This is a genomic window from Saccharothrix sp. CCNWYY140, assembly GCF_037401995.1.
In the GTDB taxonomy this organism is placed as follows: domain Bacteria; phylum Actinomycetota; class Actinomycetes; order Mycobacteriales; family Pseudonocardiaceae; genus Actinosynnema.
This window is the reverse complement of record NZ_JBBEGC010000148.1, coordinates 1-16,503: the sequence shown is the minus strand read 5'-3', so window position 1 is coordinate 16,503 and position 16,503 is coordinate 1. Positions and strand designations below refer to the sequence as shown.

The 16,503-nt window shown below is 71.1% G+C and carries 15 protein-coding genes and 1 riboswitch; of the genes, 4 read left to right on the top strand and 11 right to left on the bottom strand.

Annotated features, from left to right (window positions below; all coding sequences use genetic code 11):
* Nucleotides 1-126 precede the first annotated feature (126 nt).
* From WBN91_RS34950 to WBN91_RS34915, 8 genes are all read right to left on the bottom strand, one after another.
* Nucleotides 127-1,287: an endonuclease/exonuclease/phosphatase family protein gene (locus WBN91_RS34950; protein WP_337728566.1), complete on the bottom strand. Its 1,161-nt coding sequence runs from the start codon at nt 1,285-1,287 to the stop codon at nt 127-129.
* Between the two features lie 261 nt (nt 1,288-1,548).
* On the bottom strand, nt 1,549-1,689 hold the full coding sequence (locus tag WBN91_RS34945) for a hypothetical protein (RefSeq protein WP_337728567.1): 141 nt from the start codon (nt 1,687-1,689) through the stop codon (nt 1,549-1,551).
* Nucleotides 1,690-1,692: 3 nt separating this feature from the next.
* Nucleotides 1,693-5,307 carry a methionine synthase gene (metH, locus tag WBN91_RS34940; protein ID WP_337728568.1) on the bottom strand — a complete coding sequence of 1,205 codons (3,615 nt, stop codon included), beginning with the start codon at nt 5,305-5,307 and terminating at the stop codon, nt 1,693-1,695.
* A gap of 23 nt (nt 5,308-5,330) precedes the next feature.
* Nucleotides 5,331-5,409, bottom strand: a riboswitch (S-adenosyl-L-homocysteine riboswitch).
* Nucleotides 5,410-5,552: 143 nt separating this feature from the next.
* Nucleotides 5,553-6,731 carry a Gfo/Idh/MocA family protein gene (locus WBN91_RS34935; protein WP_337728569.1) on the bottom strand — a complete coding sequence of 393 codons (1,179 nt, stop codon included), beginning with the start codon at nt 6,729-6,731 and terminating at the stop codon, nt 5,553-5,555.
* A gap of 25 nt (nt 6,732-6,756) precedes the next feature.
* Nucleotides 6,757-7,584 (bottom strand): carbohydrate ABC transporter permease, encoded by an 828-nt coding sequence (locus WBN91_RS34930; protein ID WP_337728570.1) that lies wholly within the window; start codon nt 7,582-7,584, stop codon nt 6,757-6,759.
* The gene (locus WBN91_RS34925) at nt 7,577-8,539 is read right to left on the bottom strand and encodes a carbohydrate ABC transporter permease (protein ID WP_337728571.1); all 963 of its coding nucleotides are present in this window, start codon (nt 8,537-8,539) and stop codon (nt 7,577-7,579) included. The genes WBN91_RS34930 and WBN91_RS34925 overlap by 8 nt, the downstream gene beginning before the upstream one ends.
* Entirely contained in the window at nt 8,536-9,792 is a 1,257-nt protein-coding gene (locus WBN91_RS34920) for an ABC transporter substrate-binding protein (RefSeq protein WP_337728572.1), read from the bottom strand. The genes WBN91_RS34925 and WBN91_RS34920 overlap by 4 nt, the downstream gene beginning before the upstream one ends.
* A 1,136-nt stretch (nt 9,793-10,928) precedes the next feature.
* Complete coding sequence (locus WBN91_RS34915) at nt 10,929-11,279, bottom strand: hypothetical protein (RefSeq protein WP_337728573.1); 351 nt, start codon at nt 11,277-11,279, stop codon at nt 10,929-10,931.
* Between the two features lie 96 nt (nt 11,280-11,375).
* On the opposite strand from WBN91_RS34915, the gene WBN91_RS34910 reads away from it, so the two are divergent.
* Together WBN91_RS34910 and WBN91_RS34905 are read left to right on the top strand one after the other, a co-directional pair.
* Nucleotides 11,376-11,582 (top strand): hypothetical protein, encoded by a 207-nt coding sequence (locus WBN91_RS34910; protein ID WP_337728574.1) that lies wholly within the window; start codon nt 11,376-11,378, stop codon nt 11,580-11,582.
* A 25-nt stretch (nt 11,583-11,607) separates the two neighbouring features.
* Nucleotides 11,608-12,690, top strand: coding sequence for a helix-turn-helix domain-containing protein (locus tag WBN91_RS34905; RefSeq protein ID WP_337728575.1), 1,083 nt, complete (start codon nt 11,608-11,610; stop codon nt 12,688-12,690).
* Between the two features lie 3 nt (nt 12,691-12,693).
* Here the strand turns inward: WBN91_RS34905 and def are convergent, their stop codons facing one another.
* Nucleotides 12,694-13,203 (bottom strand): peptide deformylase, encoded by a 510-nt coding sequence (gene def / locus WBN91_RS34900; protein ID WP_337728576.1) that lies wholly within the window; start codon nt 13,201-13,203, stop codon nt 12,694-12,696.
* Nucleotides 13,200-13,709, bottom strand: coding sequence for a winged helix-turn-helix domain-containing protein (locus WBN91_RS34895; protein ID WP_337728577.1), 510 nt, complete (start codon nt 13,707-13,709; stop codon nt 13,200-13,202). Before WBN91_RS34895 ends, def begins: the two co-directional genes overlap by 4 nt.
* Nucleotides 13,710-13,780: 71 nt before the next feature.
* On the opposite strand from WBN91_RS34895, the gene WBN91_RS34890 reads away from it, so the two are divergent.
* The gene (locus WBN91_RS34890; RefSeq protein WP_337728578.1) at nt 13,781-14,932 is read left to right on the top strand and encodes an MFS transporter; all 1,152 of its coding nucleotides are present in this window, start codon (nt 13,781-13,783) and stop codon (nt 14,930-14,932) included.
* On the opposite strand, the gene WBN91_RS34885 is transcribed toward WBN91_RS34890, so the two are convergent.
* Nucleotides 14,889-15,422: a CGNR zinc finger domain-containing protein gene (locus tag WBN91_RS34885; RefSeq protein WP_337728579.1), complete on the bottom strand. Its 534-nt coding sequence runs from the start codon at nt 15,420-15,422 to the stop codon at nt 14,889-14,891. The two genes, WBN91_RS34890 and WBN91_RS34885, sit on opposite strands and share 44 nt — an antisense overlap.
* A 102-nt stretch (nt 15,423-15,524) precedes the next feature.
* On the opposite strand from WBN91_RS34885, the gene WBN91_RS34880 reads away from it, so the two are divergent.
* Nucleotides 15,525-16,382: an alpha/beta fold hydrolase gene (locus tag WBN91_RS34880; protein ID WP_337728580.1), complete on the top strand. Its 858-nt coding sequence runs from the start codon at nt 15,525-15,527 to the stop codon at nt 16,380-16,382.
* Nucleotides 16,383-16,503: the final 121 nt, after the last annotated feature.

Below are 16,503 nucleotides of genomic sequence, written 5' to 3'. Positions count from 1 at the left end.
TTCGCCCAGGCCGGACGGGGAAAGAAACCGAGGCCCTTCCCGTGGTCGCTGCCGCTTGGCTTGCGCCTTCGGCGGAAAAGCATCCCGCCCTGCGGGCGAAAAGCGGTCGGTGGTGCCCGTGTGGGCTCAGAGGTCGAGGTCGATCCACACGGCGGCGTGGTCGGAGGCGCCGTGGTGGGAGGCGGTGATTTCCGGGTAGATCTGCCACTGCTGGGGCGGGTTGACGTTGTCCGGGTCGCCCCACAGGCCCTTGCGGAAGACGCCACCGGCTGTGACCAGGGCCGCGAGTTCGGGGGAGACCAGGATGTAGTCCAAGCGGTTGCGCAGGCTGCACGACTGGAAGGTGCCGGGGCGCGGGCCGGGGTCGAAGACGGGCAGGCTCGCGGTGTCGACCAGTGGGGTGCCGGGGCCGAGCAGGGGTTCCAGGGTGGGGTGCCGGGGTGGGACGTCGTTGGTGGGGCCCTTGTTGAGGTCGCCCAGGACGGCGACGAGGTCGGCGCCCTCGGCGCGCAGGCCGTCGTAGATCTCGCGGACCTTCTTGCTCTGCCTGCGGCGCAGCGGGTCCGGGTCGCCGCTGGAGAACGACTGGCTCTTGAAGTGGTTGGGCAGCACGAACAGCTCCCGACCGCCGGGCAGCCGCAGCTGGTAGACCGGGCAGTCCCGGCTGAACAGCGCGCGCCCGACGCGTTCGGGGTCTGGCTCGTCCACGTGGCTGCGCACCGACTCGATGGCGACCCGCCCGGTGGTCATCAGGCCGACGTCGATGCCGCGCGGGTCGTTGCCGTCCACCAGCATGGCGTGGGCGTAGCGGCGGCCCAGGAGGGCCTCGTTGAACCGGACCAGCGCGGGTCGGTGCTCGGCCTCGACGAGGCACAGGACGTCGGCGGCCACCTCGTCGACCACCTTCGCGGTCATGCGGGTGGCGATCTCGTCCACGGGCTCGGTGATCAGGTCCACCCACCCGATCCAGTCACCGCGGCCAGTGGCCACGATCGTCACGTCCCCGCCACCGGGCTGCTTGAGGAAGTCCCCGCGGTTCTCCCGCAGCAGCGCCCAGGCTTGGAACGGATTCGGGTTGAGCACCAGCCGGTCGGTGCGGACGAGCACCAGGAGGGTCTCCAGGTCCTCCAGCATCTCCCGCTTGTGGGTCTCGGTGTACACGGGTTCGGCGGAGACGGTGCCGAACCGGCTGAAGGCGGCGAGCACCGGCTCGGCCTCCCCGCCGGCCAACGCCTTGGCCCGCTCGAACAGGTTCTCCACGTTGAAGGTCGCAACTCGGATGGTCATGGCGACGCCTCGATTCCACGGGGTCCTGACTGTCAGTCGCCCCCACCACTGGTCGAGTTACGCCCATCACCCGAACGAGCGAACGCAGCCACCTCGGACAGGCCCACGCGCCGACCAGGCGGTCACGCTGGTGACACGGACGTGATCCCGCTCCACCCGGACCCGCCGGTCGGCCGGCCGCCCACTCCGGTAGCGCACCATCAACACGTCAAGGACGAGGTCGCACGAGCCCACCCGAGCGACCACCGCCGGTGAGCCCCGTCAGTCGAAGACCCGCTCCGCGACCGCGAAGTCCACGTCCCGCGGCCTCGGCGTGTTCGGCCCGCACGGCGTCGCCACCGCCGGCCACGATCGCCCCTCGGCCGGGCCGTAGGCGTGGGTGAGCCGGGACCAGTCCGTCACGTGTCAGTCGATGTCGTAGGCCAGGTTCGGGCGCAGCCACCGCTCGACCTCGGCCACCGGGACGCCGCTGCGCTTGGCGTAATCCTGCACCTGGTCGCGCCCGATCCTGCCGACGGTGAAGTACCGGGCCGCCGGGTTGGCGAAGATCAGGCCGCTGACCGCCGCCGCCGGGGTCATGGCGAACGACTCGGTCAGGTCCAGGCCCACCGACCGCGCGTCCAGCAGGGAGAACAGGGTCTCCTTCTGGCTGTGGTCGGGGCACGCCGGGTAGCCCAGGGCCGGGCGGATGCCTCGGAACTTCTCCGCGTGCAGCTCTTCCAGCACGGGCTGCGAGCCGGGCTCGAACCACTCCTGCCGCGCGTGCAGGTGGATGTACTCGGCGAACGCCTCGGCCAGGCGGTCGGCCAGGGTCTTCACCATGATCGCCCGGTAGTCGTCGTTCTCGGCCTCGTAGCGGGCGGCCAGCGTCTCGGCGCCGTGGATGCCCACCGCGAAAGCGCCCAGGTGGTCGCCCGAGGGGGCCACGTAGTCGGCGAGGCTGCGGTTGGGGCGGCTGTCGGGCTTGGCGGTCTGCTGGCGCAGCATCGGGAACCGCACCTCGCCCGACTCGGTCTCCAGGACCAGGTCGTCGCCGTTGGACGACGCCGGCCAGAAGCCGAGCACGCCCCGAGCCTGGAACGACCCCGCGGCCACGATCTCGTCCAGCAGCGTGTTGGCGTCGTCGAACAGTTCCTGCGCCACCGGGTTGTCCAGGACGGCCGGGTACTTGCCCTTGACCTCCCACGCCAGGAAGAAGAACTGCCAGTCGATCATCGCCCGCAGCTCGTCCAGCGACGGCTCGACCACCCGCAGGCCCGTGAACGACGGCGTGGGCAGCTCGTCGAAGGCGACCTGCTCCCGGTTGGCCCGCGCCTGGTCCAACGTCAGCAGGGCGACCCGCTTGCGGTCCTCGTGCTGCTTGCGCAGGCGCTCCTGCTCGACCCGGTTGCGCTCGTCCAGGCCCTCGACGCGGTCCGAGTCCAGCAGCTCGGACACCACGCCGACCACGCGCGAGGCGTCGGCGACGTGCACGGTGATGCCCTCGAACGCGGGAGCGATGCGCACGGCCGTGTGCTGGCGGGACGTGGTCGCGCCGCCGATGAGCAGCGGCAGCTTCACGCCCCGGCGCTGCATGTCCGAGGCGACCGTGACCATCTCGTCCAGCGACGGCGTGATCAGCCCGGACAGGCCGATCGCCGACGCGCCCTCGGCCAGGGCGGTGTCGATGATGACCGACGACGGCACCATCACGCCCAGGTCGATCACCTCGTAGTTGTTGCAGCCCAGCACCACGCCGACGATGTTCTTGCCGATGTCGTGGACGTCGCCCTTCACCGTGGCCAGCACGATCTTGCCCGGACCGCCGGAGGTGTCGATCCGGCCCTCCAGGCGGGCCTTCTCCTTCTCCGCCTCCATGAACGGCTCCAGGTAGGCCACCGAGCGCTTCATCACCCGCGCGCTCTTGACCACCTGCGGCAGGAACATCTTGCCCGCGCCGAACAGGTCGCCGACGACCTTCATGCCGTCCATCAGCGGACCCTCGATGACCTCCAGGGGCCGCGCGGCCTGCTGCCGGGCCTCCTCGGTGTCCTCCTCGATGAAGTCCACGATGCCGTGCACCAGGGCGTGCGCCAGCCGCTCGGCGACCGGGGCCTCGCGCCACGCCAGGTCCACCACTCGCTTGGTGCCGCTGCCCTTGACCGTCTCGGCGTGCGCGACCAGCCGGTCGGTGGCGTCGGGGCGGCGGTTGAACAGCACGTCCTCGACCAGTTCCAACAGGTCGGCCGGGATGTCCTCGTACACCGCGAGCTGGCCGGCGTTCACGATGCCCATGTCCAGGCCCGCGCGCACCGCGTGGAACAGGAACGCCGAGTGCATGGCTTCGCGGATGATGTCGTTGCCCCGGAAGGAGAACGACAGGTTCGAGATGCCGCCGCTGGTCCGCGCGCCCGGACAGCGCTGCTTGATCTGCGGCAACGCCTCGATGAACGCCTTGGCGTACTCGTCGTGCTCGGCGATGCCGGTCGCCACGGCCAGCACGTTCGGGTCGAAGATGATGTCCTGCGGCGGGAACCCGACCTCGTTCACCAGCAGGTCGTAGGCCCGGCCGCAGATCTCGACCTTGCGCGCCGCGGTGTCGGCTTGGCCCTGCTCGTCGAACGCCATCACGACCACGCCCGCGCCGTAGCTGCGGATCGCGCGCGCCTGCTCCAGGAACGGGCCTTCGCCCTCCTTGAGGCTGATGGAGTTCACGACCCCCTTGCCCTGCACGCACTTCAGGCCGGCTTCCAGCACGCTCCACCGCGAGCTGTCCACCATGATCGGCACGCGGGCGATCTCCGGCTCGGTGGCGATCAGGTTGAGGAAGGTCGTCATCGCCTCCTCGCTGTCGAGGAGGTCGGCGTCCATGTTGACGTCCAGCAGGTTCGCCCCACCGCGCACCTGGTCCAGCGCCACGTCCACCGCGCCCTGGTGGTCACCGGACTCGATCAGCCGGCGGAACTTCTTGGACCCGGTGACGTTCGTGCGCTCACCGATCATCACAAACCCGGTGTCCGCGCCGATCGCGAACGGCTCCAACCCGCTGAACGCGGACAACTTCGACCCGGTGACCGGCTTGCGGCCCGGCTCCAGGCTCTTGACCGACTCGGCGATGCGCGCGATGTGCGCGGGCGTCGTGCCACAACAGCCGCCGACCAGGTTCACGATGCCCGAGCCCGCGAACTCCTCCAGCAGCGCCGCGGTCTCGTCGGGGGTCTGGTCGTAGCCGCCGAACGCGTTGGGCAGACCCGCATTGGGGTGCGCGGCGGTGTACGCGCCGGCGATCCGCGACAACTCGGCGACGTGCGGACGCATCTCCGCCGCGCCCAGCGAGCAGTTCACGCCCACGACCAGCGGCTCGGCGTGCTCGACCGACCGCCAGAACGCCTCGACGGTCTGCCCGGACAGCGTGCGGCCGGACAGGTCCACGATCGTGACCGAGATCCACAGCGGCAACTGCGGCGCGACCTCGCGGGCGGCGGCGATGGCGGCCTTGGCGTTGAGCGTGTCGAAGATCGTCTCGACCAGCAGCAGGTCCACGCCACCCTCGGCCAAGGCGGCGATCTGCTCGGCGTAGGAGGCCTTGACCTGGTCGAACGTGACCGCGCGGTACGCCGGGTCCTCGACCCGCGGCGACAGCGAGAGGGTCACGTTGAGCGGCCCGACCGACCCGGCGACGAACTTGCCGCCCGCCTCGTCGGCGGCCTGGCGGGCCAGGCGCGCGCCCTGCACGTTCATCTCGCGGACCAGCGACTCCAGCCCGTAGTCGGCCTGGCCGATGCTGGTCGCGGTGAAGGTGTTGGTGGTGGTGATGTCCGCCCCGGCGGCCAGGTACTGGCGGTGGACGTCGAGGATGACGTCCGGCCGGGTCAGGTTGAGCAGGTCCGGGTCGCCGGTGACGTCCTTGGCGTGGTCGCCCGCGATGAGGTCGCCCCGGTAGTCGGCGGGCTTCAACCCGGCCGCCTGGAGCATGGTGCCCCACGCGCCGTCGAGCACCGCGACCTTCCGGTCCAGCAGTTCGCGCAGCGCCTCGGACATCCGGACTCCTCCCACGGCTCATCGCCTGAGAGGCGCCCTTGCGGTGGTGGCACCTGGTCGAGCGTGGCGGACTCGACGTCCGTTGCAGCGCCTCTCGACCAGTGGCCGAAAGCTTAGCAAAAGATCACTCGCGAGCGTTGCTCAGGGTCACCGGTTCGAGCGATCCACAAGCCGTCTACCAGCACAAATACGGCACGGTGACGCTCCGTCCACGATCTCACCATGTGGACGGAGCGGCCCGTTGCTCAGGCGGAACGCTGGCCGGTCTCGAAGTAGGACACCAGGTCCGCGGGCAGCGCGGGGACGTCCACCGGCACGCCGCCCGACCGCAGGGACTCCGTCGCCGCGCACCCGGTCGCCACGGCCTCGCGCGCGGCCACCGGGGAGGTCAGCGTCGTCCCGCCCGACCGGACGAACTCCAGGAACTCCGCGACGATCCGCGGGTCCGCGCCACCATGTCCGCCCTCCGCCTCCGGGATGCGCACCGCCACGTCCGGCTCCGCGAACCCCCGATGGCGGCGGTTCCAGACGTGCACCGAGGACCCCGGCGTGTCGCCGATGTTCTCCAGCCGCCCCTCGGTGCCGATGACCGTGTAGTTCCGCCAGTAGTCCGGCGTGAAGTGGCACTGCTGGTAGGAAGCCAGGACCCCGTTGTCCAACGCCATGTTGACCATCGACAGGTCCTCGACGTCGATCACCGGGTTGAGCCCCGTCTGCGCCAGCGGCGGCCAATGGGTCCGGTACTCGTCCCAGTCGTGGCCGGTCTTGTACTCCGGAGCCGCCAGGCGGTCCTGCACACGCCCGTACACCGACAGCGCGCCGAGGGCGTTGACGCGCCGCGTGTACCCGCCGGCCAGCCAGTGGATCACGTCCAGGTCGTGCGCGCCCTTCTGCAACAGCAGTCCGGTGCCCTTGGCGCGTTCGGCGTGCCAGTCCTTGAAGTAGTAGTCGCCGCCGTGCCCGACGAAGTGCCGGCACCACACCGCCTGCACCTCGCCGATGGCCCCGTCCAGCACCAGCTTCCTCATGGTCTGCACGACCGACATGTGCCGCATGTTGTGCCCGATGTAGACCTTCACCCCCGAGTCCCGTGCCTGTGAGAGCACGAGGTCCGCGTCGGCGACCGTGATGGCCAGCGGCTTCTCCAGGTACACCGGCACCCCGGCGTCGAACGCCGCCAAGGCGTGCGTGACGTGCAGGTGGTCCGGGCTGAGCACGAACACCGCGTCCAGCTCGGCTTTGAGCAGTTCGGCGGTGTCGTCGGTGGTGAACACCCCTCCGAAGTGCGCGGCGGCCAGTTCCCGCCGGTCCGGGCGGGGGTCGGCGACGGCCACCACCGCGCTGCCTCGTCCGGGCTGGTGGGCGTGCGCCACGAGCGGGGCGCGCAACCCGTAGCCGATGACGCCGATCCGCAGGTCCGTCACGACCTCACCCCTCCGTCCACGACCTTCACCCCTTCGTCCCGGTGAACGCGATGCCCTCCAACACGCGCCGCTGCATGGCGATGAACACCACGATGACCGGCAGCGTCGCCAGCAGCGACCCGGCCATCAGCACCGGGTAGTCGGTGAAGTGCTCGCCCTTCAACGTCGCCAGCCCGGCCGACAACGTCATCTGTTCGGGATCGTTGTTCACCACCAGCGGCCACATCAGGTCGTTCCACGACCACAGCACGGTCAAGATGCCCAGCGCCACCAGGCCCGGCCGGGCCAGCGGCAGCATGATGTGCCAGTAGATCCGCAGCGGGTTGGCGCCGTCCAGGCCCGCGGCTTCCTCCAGGTCCTTGGGCAGGGACAGGAAGAACTGCCGCAGCAGGAACGTCCCGAACGCGCTGAACACCCCCGGCACGATCAGCGCCTGCAACGAGTTCAGCCACCCCAGCTCTTGCATGATCTGGTACTGCGGGATCAGGAACAGCTGACTGGGCACCATCAGCACGGACAGGAACAGCATGAAGATGAGGTCCCGCCCCGGGAACGCCAGCCGCGCGAACGCGTAGGCCGCCATCGAGCACAGCAACAGCTGGCCGGCGGTCCGCCCGGCGGTCATCAGCACCGTGTTCAGCAGTTGCTGCCCGAACGGGATGCTGTCGAACACCTTGGTGTAGTTCGACCAGTCCCACGTCTCCGGCAGGATCGTCGGCGGCACGCGCACGGACTCGCCGAACGACTTCACCGAGGTCAGGAACTCCCACAGCAGCGGCGCGACCATGATCAGCGCGCCTACCACCAGCACCACGTGCACCGGCCACGTCCGGCGCGCGACGCGCTCAGGCATAGTGCACCCACCTCTTCTGCGCCCGGAACTGCACGATGGTCAGCAGCAGGATGACCAGGAGCAGCACGAACGCGATCGCCGCCGCGTAGCCCTTGTCGTTGTCGACGAAAGCCCGCTCGAAGAACAGGAACACGATCGTCTGGTTCTCGTCGATCGCCGGGTTGCGCAGCGCCGCGCTGTTGGAGCCCAACATCAGGTAGATGACGTCGAACACCTGCAACGCGCCGATCGAGGTCAGCACGGTCACGAAGAACGCCGTGGGACTGAGCATCGGCAGGGTGATGCCGAAGAACTGCCGGATCGGCCCGGCCCCGTCGAGTTCGGCGGCCTCGTAGAGGTCCTTCGGGATGCCCTTCAGGCCCGCGGCGAAGATCACCATGTTGTAGCCGACCGTCATCCAGATCCCGACGACCGCCGTGGCGTACAGGGCGAACCTCGGATCGGCGACCCAGTGGTGGCCCTCGACGCCGGCCAGCGACAACACGTGGTTGATCAGGCCGATGTCACCGTTGTAGAGCCAGCGCCACACCATGCCGACCGCCGCCGGCATCGTGACCACGGGCAGGAAGTACAGCACCCGGTACACCGCCGCGCCCCGCAGCCCCGGCGTGTTGATCAGGGCCGCGAGCACCAGCGAGACCGGCACGCCCAGCAGCACCAACCCCGCGTACAGCAGCGTGTTCTTCAACGCCTTCACCACTTCCGGGTCGGAGAGGAGCTTGACGTAGTTCTCCGCGCCGACCCACGTGTGGCCGCCGAACGCGCCCCACTCGGTGAAGCTGTAGTACAGGGTCTGGAACACCGGCCAGATGTAGAACGCCAGCAGCCCCAGGCCGTTGGGCGCGATGAACGCCAAGCCCCACAGCCACTCCCGGCGGCGCAGGCGCCTGCGCACGGGTCGCCCCGCCACCGCGCGTTGCGGCGCGGCGACGGGGACCTCCTCCAGCGTGGTCACTTCTCCTTGCCCAGTTCCTCGTCCACGGCCTTGGCCAGCTCCCTGGCCGCGTCGGCGACGTCCTTCTCCCCCGTCCAGGCCTTGAGCAGCAGGTCTTCGGCGTGCTTGGCCCAGGCCGAGGTGTTCTTCGAGCGGGGCAACGGGACCGAGTCGGGGACCTGGTCGATGAACGCCTGGAGCTGGAACTGCGGGTGCGCCTTGACCCAGGTGTCCTGCGTGCCCTGGTAGGCGGAGATCACCGCGCCGGCCTCGGCCTGGATCTGCTGCGCCTGCTTGCCACTGGCGAACACGGCGAAGTCGGCGGCCTGCTTGGGGTGCTTGGACTTGGCGTAGGCGACGTTGGCCAGACCGTGGATGACGACGGCCTCCTTCTTGCCCTTGGGCAGCGGGGCCACGTCGACCTTGCCGGTCAGATCGGCGTTCTTGGCGAACCCGTTGGCCTCCCACGACCCGCCGTAGTACATGGCGACCTTGCCGGAGGAGAACAGCTGGGTGGGCTCGGTGTCCGACATCTGCTGCACGGTCGGCGAGGAGCCGGACTTGATGAGGTCCACCCAGAACTTGAGGCCCTCGATCGTGGCGGGGTCGTCGAAGCCGGACTTGCGGCCGTCGGCGGAGATGACCGTGCCACCGGCCTGGAAGATGGTGTTGTAGTAGTTGGCCTGGGAGTCGGCGGGGGCGGCGATGCCGTACTGCCCCTTGGCGGGGTCGGTCAGCTTGGCCGCGGCGGCCTTGAGGTCGTCCCAGGTCCAGGACGCGTCGGGGTGCTTGACGCCGGCCGCGTCGAAGAGGGCCTTGTTGTACCAGAGACCGATGGTGTCGTAGTCCTTGGGCAGCCCGTACTTCTTGCCCTCGAAGGTGTAGAGGTCCACCAGGGACTTGGGGTAGGCGGCGGTGTCCACGCCGGCGGCGGCGATCTGCTCGTCCAGCGGTTGCAGGACGCCCTGCGAGGCGTAGAGGCCGATGCGGGGTCCGTTCATCCAGAACACGTCGGGCGCGCTGCCGCCGGTGACCGCCGTCTGGAGCTTGGTCCAGTACTCCTTGTTGGCGGTGAGCTGCACCTTGACCGTCACGTCGGGGTGGGCCTTGGTGTACTCCTGCGCGATCTTCTCCATCGCGGACTGCTGGTCCTTGTCCCAAATCGCGTAGGTCAAGGTAACCGGCCCGCCATCCCCAGCCCCACCCCCACCACAGGCCGCACCGCTCACCGCGACCGCAGCCACCGCGACCGCCTTCCACCACCGGTTGCCCATGTGCACTCTCCTCGCGCCAGGTTGTGCTTGCGAGGCACACTAGGTGCGCATTCTTGCTCGGTCAACGATGGTTTATTACAACTTCGCTCATCACTGAGCGTGTTTTGCGCAGCTTTGCGCGTGAGCGCGGGACGCGTTCAGCCACGTGGGACCGGTTCAGAAACCGGCGGAGAGGCGGCCCCGGCACCACTCGCAATCCCTCCGCTCGCGCCACGCCGGGGAGTGTCGGTGGCTCATGCGATGATCGAACCGGGGGCCGGAGGCCACGCCCGCGAAGCCTCGAACGCAAATCGCCACCACCAAGCCTCACCCAAACCAGGCACGCAGACCCCGCGCCGAGCCTCACACCCAGGCCCGCGCCCGGCCAGGCCGAGGCCCAGGCCTCGCCCGCCAGGCTCACCCTCGAGCCCGCCCGCCAGGCCCCAACCCGCCAGCCCACCCGCCAGCCGCGCCCGCGATGCCCGCGACAGACCCCACCCGCCAAGCTCACCCCCGAGCCCGCCCGCCAAGCCTGCGCCACCCCCGCCGCCCGCCAAGCCCTGCCCGCCAAGCCTGCGCCACCCCTGCCCGCCGCCGACTGCCCGCCGCTGCCCGCTGCCCGCCGAGCCCCCCGCCAAGCTCACGCCCGAGCCGACCCGGCGAGTCCGCCCGCCAAGCCAGGCAGCCCGCCCAGTCCGCGCCGACCCTGCCCGCCGCACCCCGCCAAGCCCGCCCGCGAGGCCGCGTCAAGCCGCGCCCGATTTACGCGGGTCCGGGGCTTCGCCGCGCATTGGCGGGTGGAGCCGCGCCGGCGGTTCGGCTCCGACAGCAGCGATCAAGCAGTGGCGGCAGCGATCAGGCAGCGCGATCGGGCAGCGGCGGCGGGCAGCAGCAGTGGCGGTGGTGAGCCGCGGCGGTGAGCGGCGAGTGGCGGCGGGCGGCGGCAGGGAGCGGTGGGCAGCGGTCAGCGGTGGGCAGTCGGCGGCGGGCAGCCAGCGGCGGGCAGCGGCAGCGGGCAGCCAGCGAGTAGCAGGGGCGGCGCGGTCGGGCAGGGGCAGCCTGGCGGTGGCTGCGGTGGCAGTGGTGGCGGCGGCCGAGCGGCAGGGATCAGGCGGCAGCAGCAGGGGGGCGGGTGGTGGCGGCTGGGTGTGTCGGGGTCAGGCGGAGAGGTCGCCGAAGTCGAGGGTTAGTTGGGTGGTCAGGCGTGGGGGGCCCGAGGTGTGGCGGCGGGCGTCCAGGCACAGGCCGCAGTCCACCGGGTCCGTTGTCGGGAAGTACACCTGCCACCACGGCCTACCGGCCGCGAAGTACCCGGCGTGGCAGTCCGGTGCCGGGATCTCCACACCGCGCTCGTCCAGCACGAACCCCGCCCGGTGCACGGTGCGGTTGCGGCCGATGCGCAGGCCTCGGCCCCGGAACTGCTCGGCCGCCCACGCCTCGCCGGGCACGCCGGGGTGCGGGTCCAGGTCCGGGCCGGGGGCCGGGTCGCCGAACAGCGGGAGGGTCACGTTCCCGATCGTGCCGACTTTCTTTCGCGCCCGCCAGGCAACCGGGGTAGAACGGGACCCGGAAACCCCCACCGGACGCGACGAAGGGACTCGATCATGGGCGTCGAGAACGAGGTCTTCCGGCAGGCCGACGCGGTGGACCTCCCCGAGGGCGACACCGTCGACCAGCGCATCCCGGTCGACCCGGACGCCGAAACCGACGACCTCGAACCCCTCGGCGACGCGTGGCTGCACGCCGACCCGGCCGACGTCGCCGACCAGCAGCGCGTGGTGCCGCTGGACGACGAGCCCGACCACGTGTAGCGACACCGGGAGTACGCTCCGCCACATGTCAGCGGCACGGGCGGAGTTCGGCCGGCGGCTGCGGGAACTGCGGACGGCCGCCGGCCTGACCCAGGCGGGGCTGGGCCGCCTCCTCGGCTACCACCACTCGCTGATCAGCAAGGTCGAGGCGGGCACCCGCCGGCCGCCGCCCGACCTGGCGGTCAAGTGCGCCGACCTCCTAGGCGACGAACTGACCAGCCTGTGGTCGGCCGTCGAGGACGAGCGGCGGGAGGAATCCGCCTCGGACGTGGTCGCGGGGCTCAAAGCCGTCCTCGCGGCCTACGAGCGCTTCAACGACGGATTCGGCGGCGTCCCGATCATCCCGGCCCTGGAGGGCCAACTCCGCACCGTCACCACCTGGCTCGACGAGAGCCGCGACCCGGCGCTGCCCGGCTTGGCGGCGGGCCTGGCGTTCCGCTGCGGCTGGGCGCACGTGGAGAACGGTCGGCCCCGGACGGGCGCGCTGTGGCTGACCCGCGCGGCGACCTGGTCCCGAACCGCCCGCGACCCCACGACCGCCGGTACCGCGGTGACGTACCTGGGTGTGATCGCGCTGGTCCAAGGCCGCCTGGCGAGCGCCGCACGACACGCGGCACGGGCTCGCGAAGAGGCTCCCGGTGACTCGACGGTGGACTTCCTGGCTTCGCTCTTGGAGTCCCGAACCCACGCGGCGGCAGGTGCCGAAACACAATGCCTGCGCGCGTTGGACCGTGCCGAACGACTCGCCCCGAACCTCCATCCGCGGTTGATGCTGCTGGAAGCCGGTCGGGCGGCGTGCTTCCGAGACTTGGCGGTGCGGCGTGAAGCGCCGGTGTTGGCACGCCAAGCCGTCGAGCACGCGCGCGCCGCCCTGCGCCGGACCCCGGTGGACTCGCGGCCGAGTCGGGCGTTGTTCGCCGTGCGGCTGGCCGACGCGTACGCGTGCGCGGCGGAGCCCGAGACCGCGGTGGCGACGGCCGTGACCTGCGTGGACGCGCCGTGGGGCGGGGACTTGGTGCGGCGGGAGTTGGCCGGGTTGAAGCAGCGGCTGGTCGCGCGGTGGGGACGGGTGCGCGAGGTGCGGCGCTTCACCGACCTCATCGGCTGAACTTCACACGTGCCACAGGGGTTGGCCGTGCCAGGGCGCGGACGCCGCGTCCCGCTCGGCCTGGCGGCGGGTCCGGCCACCGAGGCGTTCCAGGTAGAGCTTCCCGTCCAGGTGGTCCACCTCGTGCTGGAAGCAGCGCGCCAGGTACCCCTCCGCCTCGATCGTGATCTCGTCGCCCGCGAGGTCCTGGCCGGTGCAGCGGACGCGACGGGCGCGCGGCGTCGGGTAGGCCAGGCCCGGCACCGACAGGCAGCCCTCCTCGCCGTCCTGGAGACCTCCCGGCAGGCGTTCCACCTCCGGGTTGACCACGCAGCCACGGCCTTGCGGACCGCAGTCGTAGACGAAGACCCGCAGGTCCACACCCACTTGGTTGGCGGCCAGGCCCGCGCCGGGGGCTGCGGCCATCGTGGCGAACATGGCCTCCACGAGCTGCCGCAGGTCCTCGTCGAACTCGGTCACCGGGCGGGTCGGGGCGTGCAGGACCGGTTGGCCCAGCAGGACGATCGGCTTCACCGGGTCACCTCCTCGGGCGTGGCCAAGGGGAACAGGCGGGTGACGACGGCTACCGGCGCCGCGTCCGGTGGCCGGGTGGCCGGGTCCTGTTCGCGGTCGAAGTAGGGGGCGACCAGGTCGAGGATCGACGCGGCCAGCTCGTCCAGCTCCGCCGGGGTGAGGTGGACGGTGTAGGTCGCGGCGGCCTGGCGGCGCCACTCGGCCGGGTAGTCGTCCCGCCGGGACCGCCAGCGCGCGTACCGGTGGTTGTCCCGCTCGTCCATGCGGTCCCCCTCGTCGGCGACCACGAGTCGCCACGGCTTCTCCTTGGCGTTGCGCCCGCCGACCGGCTCCACCAGGCCGAACCTGGCCAGCTGCCGCAGGTGGAAGGACGTGTCACCGCTGGTGACGCCCAGCCGCGCCGCCGCCTGCGACGCCGTGAGCGGGCCGTCGGCCAGCAGTTCCAGGAGGGCCACGCGCAACGGGTGGCTGCGGGCTCGGGCTTCGTCGACCACGACGTCGGGCATGATCGCAAAGTACACTTTGCAGAGTTTCCTTTGCAATCGCGGGTTCCCCTCCCCCGGCTCACGATGGACCGGTGCGCGACCGCCTGCTCACCACCGGGTTCGTCCTGCTCACCGCGGCCGACCTGGGCTATTTCACGGCGATCGGCGTGGCCGTCTACGCGCTCCCGCTGTACGTGACCGGGCCGCTGGGCGGTGACGAGGCCGCCGCCGGGCTCGCGTTCGGGGCGTTCGCGGTGTCGGCCCTGGTGCTGCGGCCGTTCGCAGGGGTGCTGACCGATCGGCTCGGGCGGCGTCCGCTGCTGGTCGGCGGGGCGTTGCTGTGCGCGGTCGGCATGGCGTTGACGGCGCTGGCCGAGTCGACGCCGGCCGTGGTCGCGTTGCGGTTGCTGCTCGGGGTGGCGGAGGCGGCGTTCTTCGTGGCGGGGTTCGCGGCGCTGGCCGACCTCGCCTCGCCCACGCGGTTGGGCGAGGCCCTCAGCTACAACTCGCTGGGCCTGTACCTGGGACTGGCGTTCGGGCCGCCGCTGGGCGAGGTGCTGGTGGAACGCGGCGGGTTCACCTGGGCGTGGCTCGGGGCGGCGGGGCTGGCCGTGGCGGCGGCGGTGCTGGCGGCCTTGATCGGGGAGACCCGCGGTCCGCACGAGCCGGCCCCGGTGCGCCTGGTCCACCGGCCGGCGATCGCGCCGAGCATCGGGTTCTGCACGTCGTTGGCGGCGATCGGCGGGTTCCTGACCTTCGCCGCACTGCACGCCCGAGACGTGGGGCTGACCAACACCAGCCTGCCGCTGTTCGTCTACGGGATCGTCGTGGTGGTCGGCCGGATCGCGTTCGCGCGGGTGCCCGACCGCCTGCCGTCCCTGCCGCTGGCCGCCGGCGCGCTGGCGTCGATCGCCTCCGGGCTGGTCCTGGCAGCGGTGTGGACCACTCCCCCGGGCCTGGTCGTCGGCACGGCCCTGCTGGCACTGGGCGTCACGTTCAGCACGCCCGCGTTCTTCTCGGCGGTGTTCGCCACCGCGCGCCCGCACGAGCGGGGTGCCGCGTCGGGCACCGCCAGCGCGTTCATCGACCTGGGGTTGGGCGGCGGGCCGATCCTGCTGGGCCTGGTCGCGCGGTCGGCGGGCATCCCGTGGGCGCTGGCGGGCGCGGGGCTGATCGCGCTGGCCGGGTGCGCGTGGACGCTCACGCTTGTGCGCGTTGCCGGTCGTGGTGCCGCCGCGCCTTGAGGCGGTTGCCGCAGGCGGTCATCGAGCACCACTGGCGGCGGCCGGTGCGCGAGGTGTCCACGAAGTGCAGGACGCAGTCCGGGTTGGCGCACTTGCGGATGCGGCCGGGGTGCTCGGCGCGCAACCGAAGGAAGTCGCGCAGGCACACCCAGGCCGCGTGCCACCGGGGGTCGGCGACGTCCGGGTGCTCGGCGTCGACAGTGAGCCGCAGGCGGCCGTGGGCCAGCAAGGGGTTCAGGGCGTCGAGGGTCGCCGGGTCGGCGATGACGGCGGCGATCGCATCGCGGACTTGCGCCAGTTCGGCGCGCGGGACGGGGTCGGCAGGTAGGCCGTGGTCGGTGAGCCAGGCCCGGGTCAGCTCGTCGTGGTCGAGGACGTCGTACGAGGTCGTGCCGGTGATCCACCGGGTGTTGAGGAGGTCGATGCCCAGGGGCTGGTCGTCCAGCGGGCGGTCGGGCCAGTCGCGGGCACGCAGAGCGTCGGCGAGCACCCTCGTCCTCCTAACCGTTTTCGGACACTTGACAGGTTAGCACGGGTCGTGCTTGGGTTTGATCTAACCGTTCTGAGCGACTTGAACAGTTAGGTGAACACCGTGACCACGTACCACCACACCGACATCGACGGCCTGAGCGTGTTCCACCGCGAGGCCGGGCACCCGGACGCGCCCGCGATCGTGCTGCTGCACGGGTTCCCGACCAGCTCGCACATGTTCCGCGGCCTGATCCCGGCCCTGGCCGACCGCTACCGCGTGATCGCGCCCGACCACATCGGGTTCGGGCACAGCTCCGCGCCGTCGGTGGACGAGTTCGACTACACCTTCGACCGGCTGACCGAGGTGACCACGAAGCTGCTCGACCGGCTCGGCGTGCGGCGGCACGCGCTCTACATCCAGGACTACGGCGCGCCCATCGGCCTGAAGATCGCCTCCCGGGACCCCGAGCGGGTCAGCGCGATCATCACCCAGTCGGGCAACGCCTACCTGGAGGGGTTCACGCCGTTCTGGGAACCGCTGTTCGCCTACGCCACCGCGCCCGGCCCGGACACCGAGGCCGCCGTGCGCGCACTGCTCACCGAGGACGCCACGCGCTGGCAGTACACCCACGGCGTGAAGGACGCGAGCCGGATCAGCCCCGACACGTGGACCCACGACCAACCCCTGCTCGACCGACCGGGCAACGCGGAGGTGCAGCTGGCGCTGTTCCGGGACTACAAGAACAACCTCGACGCGTACCCGGCGTTCCAGCAGTACTTCCGGGACAGCCAGGTGCCGCTGCTGGCGGTGTGGGGGCGCAACGACGAGATCTTCGGACCGGACGGCGCGCTGGCCTACCGCCGCGACCTGCCGGACGCGGAGATCCACCTGCTCGACGCCGGCCACTTCGCCCTGGAGGACCAGCTCGACACCGTCGCTGGCTACGCGCGCGGCTTCCTGGACCGAGTGCTGGGCTAGACGAGTAAGGCGCGCCGCTTTTCCGCCGAAGGCGTTACGCCCGCAGGGCGGGGAGCTCTTGCGTTCCGCCAAGCGGCAGCGACCACGGGAAGGGCCTCGGTTTCTTTCCCCGTCCGGCCTG

Coding starts and splice junctions, on each gene's coding strand:
- WBN91_RS34950 (WP_337728566.1), bottom strand. CDS start 1,287: ATGACCATCCGAGTTGCGACCTTCAACGTGGAGAACCTGTTCGAGCGG.
- metH (WP_337728568.1), bottom strand. CDS start 5,307: ATGTCCGAGGCGCTGCGCGAACTGCTGGACCGGAAGGTCGCGGTGCTC.
- WBN91_RS34930 (WP_337728570.1), bottom strand. CDS start 7,584: ATGCCTGAGCGCGTCGCGCGCCGGACGTGGCCGGTGCACGTGGTGCTG.
- WBN91_RS34920 (WP_337728572.1), bottom strand. CDS start 9,792: ATGGGCAACCGGTGGTGGAAGGCGGTCGCGGTGGCTGCGGTCGCGGTG.
- WBN91_RS34910 (WP_337728574.1), top strand. CDS start 11,376: ATGGGCGTCGAGAACGAGGTCTTCCGGCAGGCCGACGCGGTGGACCTC.
- WBN91_RS34905 (WP_337728575.1), top strand. CDS start 11,608: ATGTCAGCGGCACGGGCGGAGTTCGGCCGGCGGCTGCGGGAACTGCGG.
- WBN91_RS34895 (WP_337728577.1), bottom strand. CDS start 13,709: ATGCCCGACGTCGTGGTCGACGAAGCCCGAGCCCGCAGCCACCCGTTG.